This window comes from uncultured Citricoccus sp., assembly GCF_937871995.1.
Taxonomy (GTDB): domain Bacteria; phylum Actinomycetota; class Actinomycetes; order Actinomycetales; family Micrococcaceae; genus Citricoccus.
In genome coordinates, this window is sequence record NZ_CALMQR010000012.1 from 1 (window position 1) to 14703 (window position 14703).

The 14703-nt window shown below is 68.8% G+C and carries 13 protein-coding genes; 7 read left to right on the forward strand and 6 right to left on the reverse strand.

Annotated elements, in window-relative coordinates; all coding sequences use genetic code 11:
* Positions 1-227 precede the first annotated feature (227 nt).
* Positions 228-776, reverse strand: a complete 549-nt coding sequence (locus Q0283_RS00745) for a transposase (RefSeq protein WP_183526028.1) — start codon at positions 774-776, stop codon at positions 228-230.
* A 340-nt stretch (positions 777-1116) separates the two neighbouring features.
* Here Q0283_RS00745 and Q0283_RS00750 point away from each other — a divergent pair, with 340 nt between their 5' ends.
* Entirely contained in the window at positions 1117-2199 is a 1083-nt protein-coding gene (locus Q0283_RS00750; protein WP_298041995.1) for an FAD-dependent monooxygenase, read from the forward strand.
* 185 nt (positions 2200-2384) lie between these two features.
* Here the strand turns inward: Q0283_RS00750 and Q0283_RS00755 are convergent, their stop codons facing one another.
* From Q0283_RS00755 to Q0283_RS00775, 5 genes are all read right to left on the reverse strand, one after another.
* Positions 2385-2999, reverse strand: a complete 615-nt coding sequence (locus Q0283_RS00755; protein WP_183526034.1) for a TetR/AcrR family transcriptional regulator — start codon at positions 2997-2999, stop codon at positions 2385-2387.
* A 98-nt stretch (positions 3000-3097) separates the two neighbouring features.
* Positions 3098-4276, reverse strand: a complete 1179-nt coding sequence (locus Q0283_RS00760; protein WP_255459434.1) for an NAD(P)/FAD-dependent oxidoreductase — start codon at positions 4274-4276, stop codon at positions 3098-3100.
* Positions 4273-4470, reverse strand: coding sequence for a ferredoxin (locus tag Q0283_RS00765; RefSeq protein ID WP_183526037.1), 198 nt, complete (start codon positions 4468-4470; stop codon positions 4273-4275). Before Q0283_RS00765 ends, Q0283_RS00760 begins: the two co-directional genes overlap by 4 nt.
* Positions 4467-5639 carry a cytochrome P450 gene (locus Q0283_RS00770; protein WP_298042000.1) on the reverse strand — a complete coding sequence of 391 codons (1173 nt, stop codon included), beginning with the start codon at positions 5637-5639 and terminating at the stop codon, positions 4467-4469. The genes Q0283_RS00765 and Q0283_RS00770 overlap by 4 nt, the downstream gene beginning before the upstream one ends.
* Before the next feature lie 79 nt (positions 5640-5718).
* Entirely contained in the window at positions 5719-7536 is a 1818-nt protein-coding gene (locus Q0283_RS00775) for an MFS transporter (protein ID WP_324590216.1), read from the reverse strand.
* A 271-nt stretch (positions 7537-7807) separates the two neighbouring features.
* Here Q0283_RS00775 and Q0283_RS00780 point away from each other — a divergent pair, with 271 nt between their 5' ends.
* The 6 genes from Q0283_RS00780 to Q0283_RS00805 all read left to right on the forward strand — a co-directional run bounded on the left by Q0283_RS00780 (position 7808) and on the right by Q0283_RS00805 (position 14631).
* Positions 7808-8806 (forward strand): phosphotriesterase, encoded by a 999-nt coding sequence (locus Q0283_RS00780; RefSeq protein WP_183526046.1) that lies wholly within the window; start codon positions 7808-7810, stop codon positions 8804-8806.
* A 64-nt stretch (positions 8807-8870) separates the two neighbouring features.
* Positions 8871-9824, forward strand: coding sequence for a phosphotriesterase (locus Q0283_RS00785; RefSeq protein WP_183526049.1), 954 nt, complete (start codon positions 8871-8873; stop codon positions 9822-9824).
* Between the two features lie 28 nt (positions 9825-9852).
* Entirely contained in the window at positions 9853-10962 is a 1110-nt protein-coding gene (locus Q0283_RS00790) for an NAD(P)/FAD-dependent oxidoreductase (RefSeq protein WP_183526052.1), read from the forward strand.
* A gap of 15 nt (positions 10963-10977) precedes the next feature.
* Entirely contained in the window at positions 10978-11931 is a 954-nt protein-coding gene (locus Q0283_RS00795) for an alpha/beta hydrolase (RefSeq protein WP_183526055.1), read from the forward strand.
* Positions 11928-12896 carry an MBL fold metallo-hydrolase gene (locus tag Q0283_RS00800; RefSeq protein ID WP_183526058.1) on the forward strand — a complete coding sequence of 323 codons (969 nt, stop codon included), beginning with the start codon at positions 11928-11930 and terminating at the stop codon, positions 12894-12896. Before Q0283_RS00795 ends, Q0283_RS00800 begins: the two co-directional genes overlap by 4 nt.
* Complete coding sequence (locus Q0283_RS00805; RefSeq protein ID WP_183526061.1) at positions 12889-14631, forward strand: CocE/NonD family hydrolase; 1743 nt, start codon at positions 12889-12891, stop codon at positions 14629-14631. The genes Q0283_RS00800 and Q0283_RS00805 overlap by 8 nt, the downstream gene beginning before the upstream one ends.
* Positions 14632-14703: the final 72 nt, after the last annotated feature.

Below are 14703 nucleotides of genomic sequence, written 5' to 3' on the forward strand. Positions count from 1 at the left end.
GCCCCGGCCCGCAACCCCTCCACGCCGGAGCGGTCACTACATACCGTCTAGATCCCCCAACCTCGAGTCGCGTGGGTGGGGCAACTCCTCGTGCGCAATGCGGAACCGGCGGGAGCAAAGCCTCATTGGCTTGCGGGCCGCTGCCGGTTCCGTTCGGGGCAGGCGAGCGAGCTCGCCAGCAGGGACAAAACAAGCGTGAAAGACCAGAACAACCCCACGCCCGCTGCTTACCGCATTGCCTCTCCCCCACCGCGAGGGACGACGGTGAGGATTGCATTCCAGGTCCAGTCGCCGCTGAACCGGCGGTGGCGATTCCACACCGTCTGCCCCGGGCCGAAGCACGGTGGCAGATCCCGCCAAGCGATCCAGGTCCGGTACCGGTAGATGATGCCCTGGACCACCGACCGGTGATCCCGGAACGGTCGGCCTGCCCCACCGGTGGTGGGCATCAATGGCTGCGCACGGGTGGGCAGAACGTCGACCTCAAGGGAGCCGGGCTGCAGGTCATCGCCCGCATGGGACTCGAGGGCCAGGTCCGCGCCGCCTACACCGGCGAGGACGGATTCGCATTCGTCGGCCCGGACGGCCCGGCCCTGGCCCGATTCCCGGTCGGGGACGCCAGCAGTCTGAGCCTGACCTCCGAGATCGAGATCCTGCGCGGGGACCTCGCCGAACCGCTCGTGGCCGCCACCGCGCCGCGCACCAAGTACCGCTTCGGGGACCGGATCACCTCCCTGCACCAGGACGGCGGAGGCCTTGTGGCCGGGTTCGAGCACACCCCGGAGCAGCGGTTCGACCTGGTCGTGGCCGCCGACGGGATCGGCTCCACCACCCGCACCCTGGCCTTCGGCGAGGAACCGGTCGTGCCTCCCTGGGCGTGGAGGCCACGTGGGCGACGATACCCTGGCAGCCCGCGGACACCGACTGGTGGCGGTGGTTCAACGCCCCCGGTGGCACGGTGTCCCTGCGCCCGGACCGCTACGGCACCATGCGCACGATCATCACCCGTACCCTGCCCCGGCCGAGCGGCGGGAACCGACGGCGCGTCGGACAACCGCCGAACAGCGCGCCCTGCTGCGCCGGACCTTCGGGGGCACCGGCTGGGAGGTGGACCGCGTGCTGGACGCCCTTGAGGACGTGGACGACCTGTACGTCGAGGTCATCGGCCAGGTGCACGCACCGCAGTGGTCACGCAGACGGGTCGTGCTGCTGGGGGATGCCGCGTACTGCCCCTCCCCGGTGACCGGTATGGGCACCACCCTGGCCGTCGTCGGGGCCTACGTGCTCGCCGGGGAGATCGCCTCCCACGCGGACCTGGCCGAGGGCCTGGCCGCCTACGAGCGGACCCTGCGGCCCTGGGTCGAGGAGAAGCAGAAACTGCCGCCCGGGGCGCCCCGGATCGCCAACCCCACCTCCCGGGCCGGCGTCGCCGCCCTGCGGACCGTCATGCGCGCCGCCGGGACACCCCTCGGCCGTACCCTCGCCAGCCGGCTGACACGCGCCGCCTCGTCCGCCGAGACCTTCACGCTCCCCGACTACCCGGACCTCCTCTCCTCAGCCACCGCCGCTGCCCTCTCAGGCTCGCCACCACTGGTTGAGAGCATGAGGAGACACGCCCTAGCAGAGGCCGGCCACCACTCCCCCACCCCGCCATCCCTCGCTGACCGGTGCGGCCCCGGGTGTGCCTGGAACGGGATCTACCATGTGGTCATGGACATGCTGGCGGGCTGGTCGGATTTCCACGTCGCCATGGTCGGGGCAACGGCCGCCCTGGCGGGTCTGGTGATCGTTGCCGCAAGCGTCAACATCGACAAAGTCGTTGCGACCGGCTCTGTCACGTCCCGTCTGGCGGCCTCGATCGCCACCCTGGTGGTGGCCATCGTCGTCTCGGGCCTGGGGCTCGTGCCCGGCCTGCCGTTGCCATGGTTCGGGGCGATGACCATCGCCGCTGCGATCCCGGCCGTCGGGTTCCAGTTCCACGCGGCATCCACCCTGGCCCGGGACCGACAGGGCCCGACCCGGGGACGGTCACTGCGTTCGGCCATCGGGTTCGTGCCGATCCTGGCGTACTTCGCGGCCGGGGCGCTGTGCCTGGCCGGCCAGCCCTCAGGCGTCGGGGTCAGCGCGGTGGGCACGCTCATGACGATCATCGTCGCGCTGCTGATCTCATGGATCGCGCTGGTCGAGGTGCTGCGCTAGGCCGAGGGTTAATTCGGTGCCGGTGTCCACCTCGTCTTGGCTGACTGCGGCGAAAGTGGGGCGGCAGCGCATTGCACACAGCTCAGCGCGCTCTCCCCGCCTCGCTGACGCGGTTCGGAACCCTACCGACACGGTTGAGTCGATCATGCAGCCGGATGTGTACGCCCTGTCTTCGAAACTGACCGTCACCCCTCGTGGCAGAGCAGGTGGTGCCAGCTGTTGGCGAGCACCTCAAGCGCTTGGTCGCGATGGGGCTCATCCTTGCGACGAGTCCAGAGGGTGCTGATGTAGTCGAGTTGCTCGTAGGCGAGGGTTCCGCGGAGATGGTGGGTTCTCTCGTCGAATCGCCCGGCCAGTTCCATGCCGCGGACCAAGTCGGCGATAACCTCTTCACGCCATTGCTCGAGCAGGGCGCGCACCTCGTCATCGGCTGCGGCTGCTTCATAGAGCACGTCGAGGTAGGGCCGGAAGGCTGGCCAGAGCGCAGCACGGGACTCGAGCCATGCCAGGATCTCCGGCAGTCTGCCGGCACGGACGACCTCGACCAGGTCGACGGAGGTCGAAACCCGGTCAGGCCCATCGGCGCGTTCCAGCACGGCGTTGACACGCGCCAGGAACTCCCTCATCAGGTCGCGGCGCGCGGGGTAGTACGCGTAGAAGGTCACCCTGGTGGTGCCCGCCGCGACGGCGATCTCGTCGATAGTCGTCGCCGCGTACCCCTTCTCGGTGAAGAGCTCGAGCGCCTTTTCGACGATGAGGTTGCGGATCCGCTGTTTCCGGGCTTCTCGCAGTGACGGCATCAGGCAATCCTAACGACGATGCGGGTCCCGTCTACGCTGGGAGAACTGCGCTCAGCGTACGCCACGAGGCACCTCCTGCCGGGCAGACGGGATCCGCATCAGAGGCTGGCGGGTGCCGGCGGGCGCAGGGCGACCGGGCCGGTGTGGGCCAGCCGCCGCAGCTTCGGAACGGGGATCCGGTAGTTGATCGCCACGGCGGTCCCGGCTCCATCCGCGTGGTCCCAGCGCATCAACATCGACTCCTCGTTCGCGCCGGATTCGAGGTAGTCGGGTGCCCCGGTCACGGGCGTGAAGCCCACCGCCTTGAGCGAGAGGCCGAAACCCTCGGTCCAGAAGTACGGCTGGACGTCGAGTTCGGGGGCATCATCGCCGTGCAGCAGGCCCAGGGCCGCGATCCTGGCCTGGTCGATGGCGCTGGTCCACAAGGGTACGCGGGCGACCCCGCGCCGGTTGGGGAAGAAGGCCACGTCCCCTGCGGCGACGATCTCCGGCCGGAGCCGGCCGCGGGAGTCGACCCGAACCGACCCATCGACCAGGACCCCAGAGCCGGACAGCCACTCCGTGTTCGGCGCGTCGCCGATGGCGGTGACCACCAGTCCGGCCTCCAGCTCGGTGCCGTCGGCGAGGATGACCCGCGTGCCGGCGGCGGAATCGATCAACCGGGCCTTGCCGCCACTGACGATCCGCAGGCCGTGCCGGGCGGCGGCCGCGGCGAACACCCCGGAGAGGTGGTCTCCGAGCTGGGGGGCGAGCGGCTGGGCGTCGGAGACCAGGGTCACCTCACAGCCCAGGTGCAGGCAGCCCGAGGCGACTTCCATGCCGAGCGGTCCGCCGCCGACCACCAGCACCGAGGGGCGCGCGGCGGCCAGCCGCTTCAGGACGATGGCGTCCTCGATCGTGCGTAGGGTGACCTCGCGCGCGGCGCCGTCGGGTCCGGCCGGGGCGAGGCGTTTGGCTCGCGCCCCGGAGGCGATGACCAGGCCGTCGTATGGAAGCTCGCCGCCTCCCTCGAGCCGCACGAGGCGGGCATCGGGATCCAGGCCCGTCGCCCCCACGCCGAGCAGCTCGGTCGCCCCGTGGTTGGGCGCCGGCAGTTCGTGGGCCGACAGCGCCTCATCCCCGTGCAGCAGGGCCTTGGACAGGGCCGGTCGGCTGTAGGGGTGGTGGCGCTCGGCGCCGACCACCGTCAGTTCCCCCTCGAAGCCGGCCGAGCGCAGGGAGTCACAGGCCGTGAGGCCGGCGATGCCGTTACCCACGACGACGATCCGGCGCATCATGAGTCCCCCGCCAGGCGCAGTGCGGCGACCGGGCAGACCCGCACCGCCGCCTTGGCGGCGTCGAGGTCGGCTCCGTCCACCTCCGGGACGTCGATCACGAGTTCGCCGTCATCGTCCAAGTGCATCAGGGCAGGCGCGGCCTCCTCGCACAGGCCGTGTCCCTCGCAGCGCGGGCGGTCCAGTTCGATGTTCATACCCCCACCACCTCGAGGACCTGGAGGGTTTCGAGGCTGCGGGTCATGTTGCTGGGTGCCCGGACCCCGTCGTCGACCGTGATCGACCTCACGTGTCGGGCCAGTGCGCCGATGATGGCGTGGCCCTCGAGCTTCGCCAGGCCTTGGCCGGCGCACCCGTGCGGACCGTAGCCGAAGGACAGGTGGTCCACCGGGTTTCGCGTCACGTCGAAGACGTCCGGGTTCGTGTAGTGGCGCGGGTCGCGGTTGCCGGCGCCGAGCAGGATGCCCAGCTGGGCGCCCGCGGGGACCAAAGCCCCATCGATCTCCACGTCGCGGGTCGTCGTGCGGCCCCAGATGTGCAGCGGCGTCCAGAAGCGCAGCACCTCGGCGAAGGCCGCCGGGACGAGCTCGGGGTTTTCGCGGACGAGCCGCAACTGTTCAGGATGGCGTCCGAACAGGGCAACGATGTTCCCGATCGAGGCGACCGTGGTGTCGACGCCGGCCCCGAGGTACTGGTGGATGATGTGGCCGGCAGAGCCCTTCGGGATGTCCCCGCGCGTCTCGGCGTCGAAGATCCCGCGGCCGATCGAGCCGGGAGTCAGGTCGTCTGCGGTGACCGAGGAGCACCAACCGTAGAGCTCGCCGGCGATCGGGAAGCTCTCCTGGGTGCGGTGGTTCATCGGGCCGAGCACCTGCATCGCTGCCTGTCCCCAGCGCATCATGTTGTCCTTGACGTGCCCATTGAAGCCGATGAGGTCAGCGACGATCTCGATCGGGAAGACACGGGCCAGGGAGTCGACGGCCTCGAAGCCTCCGCCGGCGACGAGTTCGGCGACGAGCCTGTCCGCCTTCTCCTCGATGGTGGCCTTCAGGCCGCGCAGTGCGCGCGGGGTGAGGTTCTCCGACAGCGTCGCGCGCAGCTGGGTGTGCGTTGGCGGGTCGGAGGCCAGCGAGGTGCCCTGCAGCGCCTCGTTGACCATCGGGTTGAATCCCAGGGTGGTGGACGAGAACGTCGTCGGGTCCCCGAGCACGTCGCGGATGATGTCGTACCGCGTCAGCACGTAGATTCCGTTCTCGGGCAGGTGAACGACGCCGCTCTGCTCGCGCAGCTGGGCATACGTGGGGTAGGGGTCGACGACGATGTCGTCATCCCAGATGTCGATGCCGGATTCGGTCGGTGCAGTCACGGTGTTCTCCTTGTGGTTGCTTCGTCGTGGGTCTTGGGTTTTGGATCGTGGGGCGTCGGCGTCGCTGAGGACTGGGCTCTCAGGCGAGCACATCGGCAGGCACCTCGGCGGGGTCCGCGATGGCATCGGACGTGGGGACTGCCGACGGCGGGGAGATGAAGAGGGTCAGGGCGGCGGAGAGGATGGCCGCGATGCCCGCGGTGAGGTATGCCGCCTGGAACCCCTGACCCAGCGAGGTCCCTGCCGCGGCCTGGATGCTCGGTTGGGCGGTGTTCAGGGCCTGGACCATGCCATCGACGGCCGGGGCGGAGGCGCCGGCGGCCGATGCCTGGCCGGAGAACTGGGCGATCACACCCTCCCAGCCCGAGAGGAAGCCCAGGGGCGGCACGTGGGAGAGCCCTGCGACCGTGTCGGCGGGCAGCCCTGCCCCGTCGAGGATCCCGGCAAGGGCACCGGCGAAGACGCTGGCGCCAATGCCGAATGCCACTGCCGAGCCGACAACGGGCCCCAGGGCGAACCCCAGGTCGCGTAGGAGATTCGTCGTCGCCGACGCCATGCCGATCTGCTGGGGCGGGACGGTATTGATGGCGACAGCGGTGACGGAACCGACGGTCAGGGCGAATCCGGTGCCCAGCAGCAGAAGCGGTGGAATGAAGGCCGTCCAGGGGGTTCCGCCGAACGCCTCCGGGATCCCGAGGGAGTACGTCGAGAGCCAGAACCCCGAGACGGCCATGAGGGAGAAGCCCGCGGTGAGTACCCAGCGGGGGGCAACATGGTGGATGAGCCACCCCACCACCGGGATGAACGCGAAGGCGGGGCCCTGGATCACGACGAAGAGCACGCCGATCTTCCAGGTCTCGGCCAGGGCCAGTCCGCTGACGGCGACGCTCGTGCTGAAGCAGATCGCGAGGAAGGCGAACATCCCGGTGACCGCCACTATGCCGGTGATCGAGTAGGCGTTGTTCTTGAACAGTGACAGGTGGATGAGTGGCTGCTCGGTGCGTGTTTCGATGACGATGAACGCGACCAGAAGGATCACGCCGATGATGTAGCCGGCGATCACCTGGGCGCTGCCGAAGCCGGCGTCCACCGCCGTCACCGTGGCGTAGAGGACGGCGATGAGGCCGAGCGCGAGCGTGATCTGGCCGGGCAGGTCCAGCTTGCGCCCCTCGGCCGCCGCGGAATCCTTCGCGCCCAGGGCGACGATCAGGACGAGCACCGCCACTCCGGCTGCCACCAGGTAGGCCGCCCGCCAGCCGCTGAACTCGTTCGGCGCGCCCGGGGAAGCCCCCGGCACGGTGAAGAACTGAGCCGTGAAGCCGGCAAGCACCGGTGAGATCACCGCGCCCAGGGAGAGGAATCCCGCCCACGTGGCGATGACCTTCGCCCGCGCACGGTGCTCAGGGGTGATCGCCACGATCATGGACAGCGAGATCGGGAAGAGGATGCCTGCCCCGATGCCACCGACCGCCTGCGCGAAGATCATCATTCCTGTGGTCTGGGCCAGAGCCGCCAGCACCGACCCGGCAACGCTGATCGCGGCACCGACGTAGAGCAGCTTCTTGCGCCCGAACACGTCACCCAAGAGCCCCCAGCTGAGTTCGAACACCACGATGCCCATCAGGAACATGCCCGCGATCCACGTCAGTCCGGCTCCCGACGTATGGAATTCCACGGCGAACGTTCCGCTGAGCGCACCTGGCAGGGCGTTGGTGATCTGGGCCAGTGTGACGGCGCTGTAGGCGGCAACGAACGTGGCCCGTGCCGACCCCCGGCTCGCCACCTTGATCGTCTGACTCATCGATGAGATTCCTTTGTTCCGGTCGATCCCTGGGGAGCGGGCGGAAGGCCGCGCCCGGTGTTCCCCGTATGCCGTGCGACTCCCGGCGTGGACCATGGGATCGCTGAAACAGTGTGTGGTTTTACTTTACGTCATGTCAAGCAAAAAATGTGAGCCAGCTCATGGCTGCACCTCGAGCCTGGATGAAGCCCCCGCCGGAGAGGTCCGTCCGTCGCCCCGGGCGACACCGCCACGAGAGCGGGAGTTCTCAGAACGTTTAGTTGACAGCGTGTAAAGTTTTGCGTGATGCTGGTAACACGCAGCGTCGCGCCGGCCTCCAGGCCGACGGGAACCGCCCTTCCCCGCCCGAACCTTGAGGGAGACCCCTATGAGCCGCCCCACCACCACCGGCCGCCCCATCGCCTCCGTCCCAACGGTGAACACCGTCCTGGGCCCGGTTCCCGCCGACGAGATCGGCGCCGTCGCGGTGCACGAGGCCCTGCTCTCCGTGTTGCCGGGGGCCCAGTACGCCCCGGACGTCTCCATGGACAGGGCCGAGATCTACGAGGCGCTCGAGGCCAAGGTCATCGCGTTCCGCGAGGCGGGTGGCGGCACGATCGTGGACTCCACCGGTATGTTCCACGGCCGCGACCTGAAGCTCTACGAGGCGCTGTCGACGGCGACCGGTGTGCATATCGTCGCCTCCACGGGTCTGGGCCCTGAGGAGGAGTTGGGCGGGTACTTCCTGACCCCGCAGACCAACCCTCCGACCCCGTGGCCGGCCGAGAAGTTCGCGGACCTCTTCGGCAGGGAAATCACCGAGGGCATGGTCGTCCCGCGCATCGAACGCCGCGCCGCGGCCGGGCTGATCGCCACCGTCGCCGACCGCGCCGGGATGACGCCCACCGAGGAGTCCCTGTTCCGCGGTTGCGCCCGTGCCGCGCGGGTCACCGGCGTGGCCGTCTCGATCCGCTTCGGCGCCGATGCTCTGCACGACCTGGACATCGTCCTGGAGGAACGGCTCCCCGCGGACCGCGTGCTGGTCGGGGACCTGGACCGCCGGGACGCCCACGGCGCGGCCCTGGCGGTGGCCGACCGGGGCGCCTTCGTGGGGATCGACCACGTCGGCCTGAACGAGGCCGCCGGGTACCTCACGGACGCCGAACGCGCCGCACTGGTGCTGGAACTGGTGTCCGCCGGCCACGCGGACAAGATCGTCCTCTCGACCAACGCCATCGGGGTGGCCAAGGGCCTGCCCGCCTACGACCTGCCCTACGGTCACGTGCTGGAGACCTTCATGCCATTCCTCACCCGGCAAGGTCTCACCGACGCCGACGCCCGGCGCATCCTCCAGGACAACCCGCGCCGCCTGCTTGCCGTGTGCTGAGCGCCGCCGCACGCGACGCCCGCACCTGCCCCCACACCCTGAACTACTTCCCTGAGGTGAACTCATGACCAAGGTCAACACCGTGCTCGGTACCATCCCGGCCGCAGAACTGGGCATCGTGGCCATCCACGAGCACATCGGTTACGGCATGCCCGGTTCCGAGCTCGACACCACGTGGTGGAAGACGCCGGAACAGGCGTACGAGGAGACCGTGCCCAAGCTGCGGGCCTTCCACGACTACGGCGGACGCACCTTCGTGGATGCCACCGGCATCTGCAACGGCCGCGACCCGAACTACTACCAGACCCTGTCGGCCAAGACCGGCGTGAACATCGTGGCCTGCACCGGTTTCGTCGGCGGGGACACCGCCCTACCGCACTTCTCCCGGGCCTCCGTGGACTACCTGGCCAAGGTGTTCATCCACGAGATCACCGTGGGCATCGGCAACACCGGGGCCAAGGCCGGGATCATCAAGGTCGGCGTCTCCCGCGGCGGGCGGATGACCGAGCTGGACCAGCGCATCTACCGCGCGGCCGCCCGCGCCGCCGTCGTGACGGGCGTGCCGATCCTCACCCACCTGGCCATCGACCCCGAACCGGCCGTGGCCATCTTCCACGAGGAGGGCCTGGACCTGGACCGCGTCCTGTTCGGCCACGCCGACGACGGCCTCAACGCCCCGATCACCCCGCACGACTGGATCTACGAACAGGGCGGGCGTCTCGGCTTCGACACCTTCGGCTACGACCTGGAACTGCCGGACCCACCGTTCTGGGGTCGCAAGCGCGCCGAGCGCATGGGGCACTTCAAGCAGCTCGTGGACAAGGGCTACACGGACAGTCTCCTGGTGGGCGCGGACGCCAACTGCAGTCCGCTGGGCTGGCCCGGGGTGAAGGGCCACACCGTGAACTACATCTTCGAGGACATGATCCCGGACATGCAGGCCGTCGGCATCGACGACGCCACCATCCACCAGTTGCTCGTGGAGAACACCGCCGATTTCCTCGGCATGAAGAACTGACGCCCCCCAACTGAGAGAAGAGATCACCATGAAGGCTGAAGACATCAAGAACTTGAAGGTTGCCGTCGTCGGCGGCGGCTACGGCGGGGCCTCGGCGGCCAAGGCCCTGCAGAGCGTCGGCGCGCGGAACGTCCACGTCTACGAACAGGCGTCGGCGCTGGGCCAGGTCGGTGCCGGCATCGGGCTGCGCCCGCCGTCGGTCGAGTTGTTCCGCCAGTGGGGCATCTTCGACGCGGTCGCCGCCGTGAGTTCGCCCAGTGACCACCTGGAGATCCTCAGCGCGGACGGCCGGCAGGTCCTGGCCACGGAGGAGTGGCCGTTCCTGCGCGCCTACGCAGAGGTCAACCACAACCGTATGATCCACCGCGGGGACTTCATCGACGTCCTGCTCGGCGCGTTGCCCGAGGGCATGGTGCATCTGGACCACAAGCTGCAGACCATCGAGGACAACGGTGAGTCCGCGACCCTGACGTTCACCAACGGCAGGACCATCACCGCCGACCTCGTCATCGCCGCCGACGGCATCCGCTCCACGGTGCGCCACCAGCTGTTCTCGCAGAAGGCGCCGGTGTTCTCCGGCGAGCACGCCTACCGTGCGGTCATCTCGGTCGAGGACGCCCACGGACTGGTGACCGATGACAACCCGCGCTTCTACATGGGCGAGAACGGCACGATCGCCTACAACCTGCCGCTGCGCCATCGCGGCCAGCTCTCCTACGACATCACCGCACCCTCCGAGGACGACTCGTGGGCACCGGAGATCTCGACGGAGTACCTGGTGCGGATCCTGGAGGGCTTCGACGATCGGATCGTCCAGGTCGCCCGGGAACTCGACCTGGGCCGGGTGACCAGCCGTTCGGTGTTCGACATCGATCCCCTGGAGTCCTGGCACACCGACTCCGTCGCCTTGCTCGGCGACGCCGCCCACGCGATGCTCCACCACCAGGGCCAGGGGGCGAACTCGGCCATCCTGGACGCCGGCGGTCTCGCCGACGCGCTGGTGCAGGGCGACTCCGTGAAGGACGCACTGTCGATCTACGAGGCCACCCGTAAACCCGTCACGGATGAACTGCAGCGGATCTCACGTCAGGGCTGGCACGCGGACGCGGTGGACTCCGCCTTCCCGGCCAACGCGTAGGGCGGCGGTTCCACCATGACCCTCCATCCCCAGATCGCCCAGCTGCTGGAGACCCTGCCGCCGTTCGACCACAGCGTCCGCCCGGACCCGGCCGGCAAGCGCGCCGCGGACCAGGAGTTCGTGGCCCCGCTGGCCGAGCGCCTGCCGCTGCACGCGGTTCGGGACACGACGGCGGCCACGGCAACCGGTGAGGTGCCCGTGCGCATCTTCACGCCGGTCGAGGCCGACTCCTACGGGGTCGTCGTGTACTTCCATGGCGGCGCCTTCTTCTCCGGCGACCTTGAGACGCACGACCACGTGGCCCGTCACCTGGCCAAGGAGTCGGGCCACCAGATCGTCCTGGTGGACTTCGACCTGGCCCCGGAGGCCGCCTTCCCGAGGAGTCTGACCCAGTGCTACGGCGTGGTGCGCTGGGTCGCCGAGACCGTCGGCGACTTCGGGGATCCCGGCGGCTTGCGCTGGAACGGCCGGACCCTGGCCGTGGCCGGGGACAGCTCCGGCGGCAACTTCGTGGCCGCCGTCACCGCTATGGCTCACGACGACGGCTTCGGCAAGATCACCCACCAGGTGCTCTACTACCCCTCCGTGGACCTGGACTTCGACGAGGACCGGTACCCGTCCCTGCGGGAGAACGCCACCGGCTACGGCTTGGAGACCCCGGCCCTGAGACCGTGGAACTCGTTCTACCTGGAGTCCGGAGCGGATCCGGCCGACCCCCTGGTCTCCCCCATCAAGCGGGCGGATTTGTCCGGGCTGCCGAAGGCCCTGATCATCACCGCCGGGTTCGACCCCCTGCGGGACGAGGGCGAGCTGTACGGCCTGCGGCTGCGAGAGGCCGGGGTAGAGACCACCGTGACGCGCTTCGAACAGGCCAATCACGGCTTCGTCCAGAACTTCTTCTGGATCCCGGAGCTGCACGAGGCCTTCACCCAGACGGCCGAGTTCCTCACACAGGACGCTGGGCGATGACACGGGACGTCGCCGTCCATCCCCTGGTGTCACCCTGGGGACGCTTCGGCCTCTACAGTTTCTTCATCGACGCGCCGGAACCGGCCATCGTGGACACCGGCATCGCGTCCTCGCCCGCCGAGGGCATGGCGCCGGCCCTGGAGGCACTCGGGCGCCGGATCGAGGACGTGCGGTGGATCCTGCTGACCCACGGGCACATCGACCACATCGGTGGCGCGCGCGCCCTGTGGGAGCTCACCGGCCGACGCGCGCAGGTGGTCATCCACGAGCAGGACGCGCCGATGCTGCGTTCGCGTCAGGCCCACGTCGACGAGTACCTCGCCGGTCGCGGCGAGTACCTCCACGACCCGCAAGGCGAGGAGAAGGTGGCCGCCGCCGGGAACGCGGTCATTTCCGGCGAGATGGAACCCACGCTGCTGGTACGCGGCGGCGAGACCCTTTCTCTGGGTGGCGAGGTCACCCTGTCCGTTCACCCCATCCCGGGCCACACCCCCGGTTCGGTCGCCTATGTCCTCGACGGGCAGAACGACGCCTTCGTCGGTGACGCCGTACAGGTCCACGGCGCCGCCAACGGCTTTCCCGGATTCATGGATCCCGTCGCCTACCGCGCCAGCCTTCGGTTCCTGCGCGACGAGATCCGGCCGCGGCACCTCTACCTGGGTCACCCATACCGCCGCACGGACGGCATGGCCTACGGTGTCGAACTCGACGCGGAACAGGCCAGGGAGGCCCTGAACGAGAGCCTGGAGATCGAGGCCCGCATCGGCGAGGCCGCCTGCCGCTGCCTGGTGGCCGGACTGCGGGACACCGGTTCCCCGTACTCGCCCTTCGCGCAGGTCGCCGAGGAACTCGGTTACGACGGCGATCCCACGCTCGAGCCTTCGCCGTTCTTCACCACGCTTCACGGTCACCACACCCGATTCGCCACGAGCCCTGGACAAGAGGAGCCCCCCAGCCATGGTTGAACACCAGACGATCAATGCCGGTGGTACGCCCATCACCATCCGCAAGGACCTGCGCGTCCCCATGCGCGACGGTGTGGAACTCGTCGCCGACGCCTACGAGGGCACCGAGCAGAAGCCCCGCCCGGCCCTGGTCGCCCTGAGCCCCTACGGCAAGGAACTGCAGGCCCTGGCCCTGACCACCCCGCCGCAGCGCCGCCCCTCCCCCATGTGGGACGGATGCATCGAGGCCGGTGACATCGCCCGGATCGTCGCCGAGGACTACGTCCACGTCATCGGCGACCTACGCGGCTCCGGCGGTTCCGAGGGCGACCACATCGGCAACTACAACGCCGGCGGCGTCTCGCTGGGCCAGGACGCCTACGACTTCATCGAGTGGGTGGCCGAGCAGCCGTGGTGCGACGGCAACGTCGGCATGGTCGGCATCTCCTACTTCGGCTCCATGCAGGTCCTGGCCGCAGCCGAACGCCCCCCACACCTGAAGGCGATCTTCGTGTCCGGCGGCCACTACGACTTCTACGAGACCACCTACCACGGCGGAATCATGTGGTTCATGCCGCGGGCCGCCCGCGAGGGCCGCGGTGGCGACTCCGGCTGGGCCTTCACCGACCGGGTCAAGTCCCGCATGATCGAGGAGCACTCCCCCGCCGAGCTCAAGGAGCTGGTGACCCAGCGTCTGGAGGATCCGGACGTGGCCGCCTGGCCGAACCTGGTGCACGTGCTCAACTACCCGAAGAACCACGAGGCCTGGTTCGACATCGTCATGAACGAGCTGGACGGCCCGTGGTACCAGGAGCGCAACCCCAACGAGCTGGCGCACGCCATCGACATCCCGGTGTGGCTGCAGCTGGACCAGGGCCGCGGCTGGACCCTGGACAGCACCATCGAGGTCTTCAATGCCGTGAAGGGCCCGAAGAAACTGACCATCGGCTCCTACCCACCCATGCAGTCGCGCCCCTTCATCGAGGAGCACGACAAGATGTTCCGCTGGTATGACTACTGGCTCAAGGGCATCGACAACGGCGTCATGGATGAGCCGGCCGTGGACGTGTTCGTGGAGGGTTCCCGCCAGACGATCACCGCGGACCAGTGGCCACCCAAGGAGATCGACTGCCGGCCCCTGTACCTGCGCCCGCGGCACCGGCTCTCCGCCGAGCCGGAGACGATGGGCACCGAATACGCCCACCCGGATGGCTTCTACCAGGCCCCACTGACCGTCACCGACGACGTGCAGATCCTCAGCTGGTCCACCCCCGTCCTCGAGGAGCCGGTGGAGATGATCGGTTCCGGTGCTGCCCACCTGTTCGTGGAGATCGACCAGCCGGACACCAACCTGATCCTGCGCCTGTGGGACTATGCACCGAACGGCCGGCGTCAGTTGATCACCACTGGTTACCTCAAAGCCTCACACCGCGAACTGGACCAGGACCGCACCACCGAGGGCAACCCGGTCCACCCGCACACCCGAACCGTGCCGGTGGAGCCCGGCATGATCGAGGAGTACGTGATCCGGCTGTACCCCTTCGCCGCCTCCTTCCAGCCCGGCCACAAGCTCACCGTGGAGTTGTCCAACGCCGAACCGCTGGCCGACGAGCACAACTCGCTGCTTCCTCCGGACGCCTTCCACCTGCCGGTGGGCCGCCCGGTCATGCACAAGATCTACCGCGACGCCCAGCACCCCTCCCGACTGGTGCTGCCCTTCACCACGCACAGGACGTCGGAGATCCGAGCCAACTAGATCTTCGACAACCAATGCCGGGACTGCTGCACGAATAGGTGACATCTGATCTGTGACGCTGTGAGGCGTTGC

Excerpts from the sequence above, each read along its gene's own strand:
- Q0283_RS00755 (WP_183526034.1), bottom strand. The coding sequence starts at position 2,999 with ATGCCGTCACTGCGAGAAGCCCGGAAACAGCGGATCCGCAACCTCATC.
- Q0283_RS00760 (WP_255459434.1), bottom strand. The coding sequence starts at position 4,276 with ATGATGCGCCGGATCGTCGTCGTGGGTAACGGCATCGCCGGCCTCACG.
- Q0283_RS00765 (WP_183526037.1), bottom strand. The coding sequence starts at position 4,470 with ATGAACATCGAACTGGACCGCCCGCGCTGCGAGGGACACGGCCTGTGC.
- Q0283_RS00775 (WP_324590216.1), bottom strand. The coding sequence starts at position 7,536 with ATGGTCCACGCCGGGAGTCGCACGGCATACGGGGAACACCGGGCGCGG.
- Q0283_RS00780 (WP_183526046.1), top strand. The coding sequence starts at position 7,808 with ATGAGCCGCCCCACCACCACCGGCCGCCCCATCGCCTCCGTCCCAACG.
- Q0283_RS00785 (WP_183526049.1), top strand. The coding sequence starts at position 8,871 with ATGACCAAGGTCAACACCGTGCTCGGTACCATCCCGGCCGCAGAACTG.
- Q0283_RS00790 (WP_183526052.1), top strand. The coding sequence starts at position 9,853 with ATGAAGGCTGAAGACATCAAGAACTTGAAGGTTGCCGTCGTCGGCGGC.
- Q0283_RS00795 (WP_183526055.1), top strand. The coding sequence starts at position 10,978 with ATGACCCTCCATCCCCAGATCGCCCAGCTGCTGGAGACCCTGCCGCCG.
- Q0283_RS00800 (WP_183526058.1), top strand. The coding sequence starts at position 11,928 with ATGACACGGGACGTCGCCGTCCATCCCCTGGTGTCACCCTGGGGACGC.
- Q0283_RS00805 (WP_183526061.1), top strand. The coding sequence starts at position 12,889 with ATGGTTGAACACCAGACGATCAATGCCGGTGGTACGCCCATCACCATC.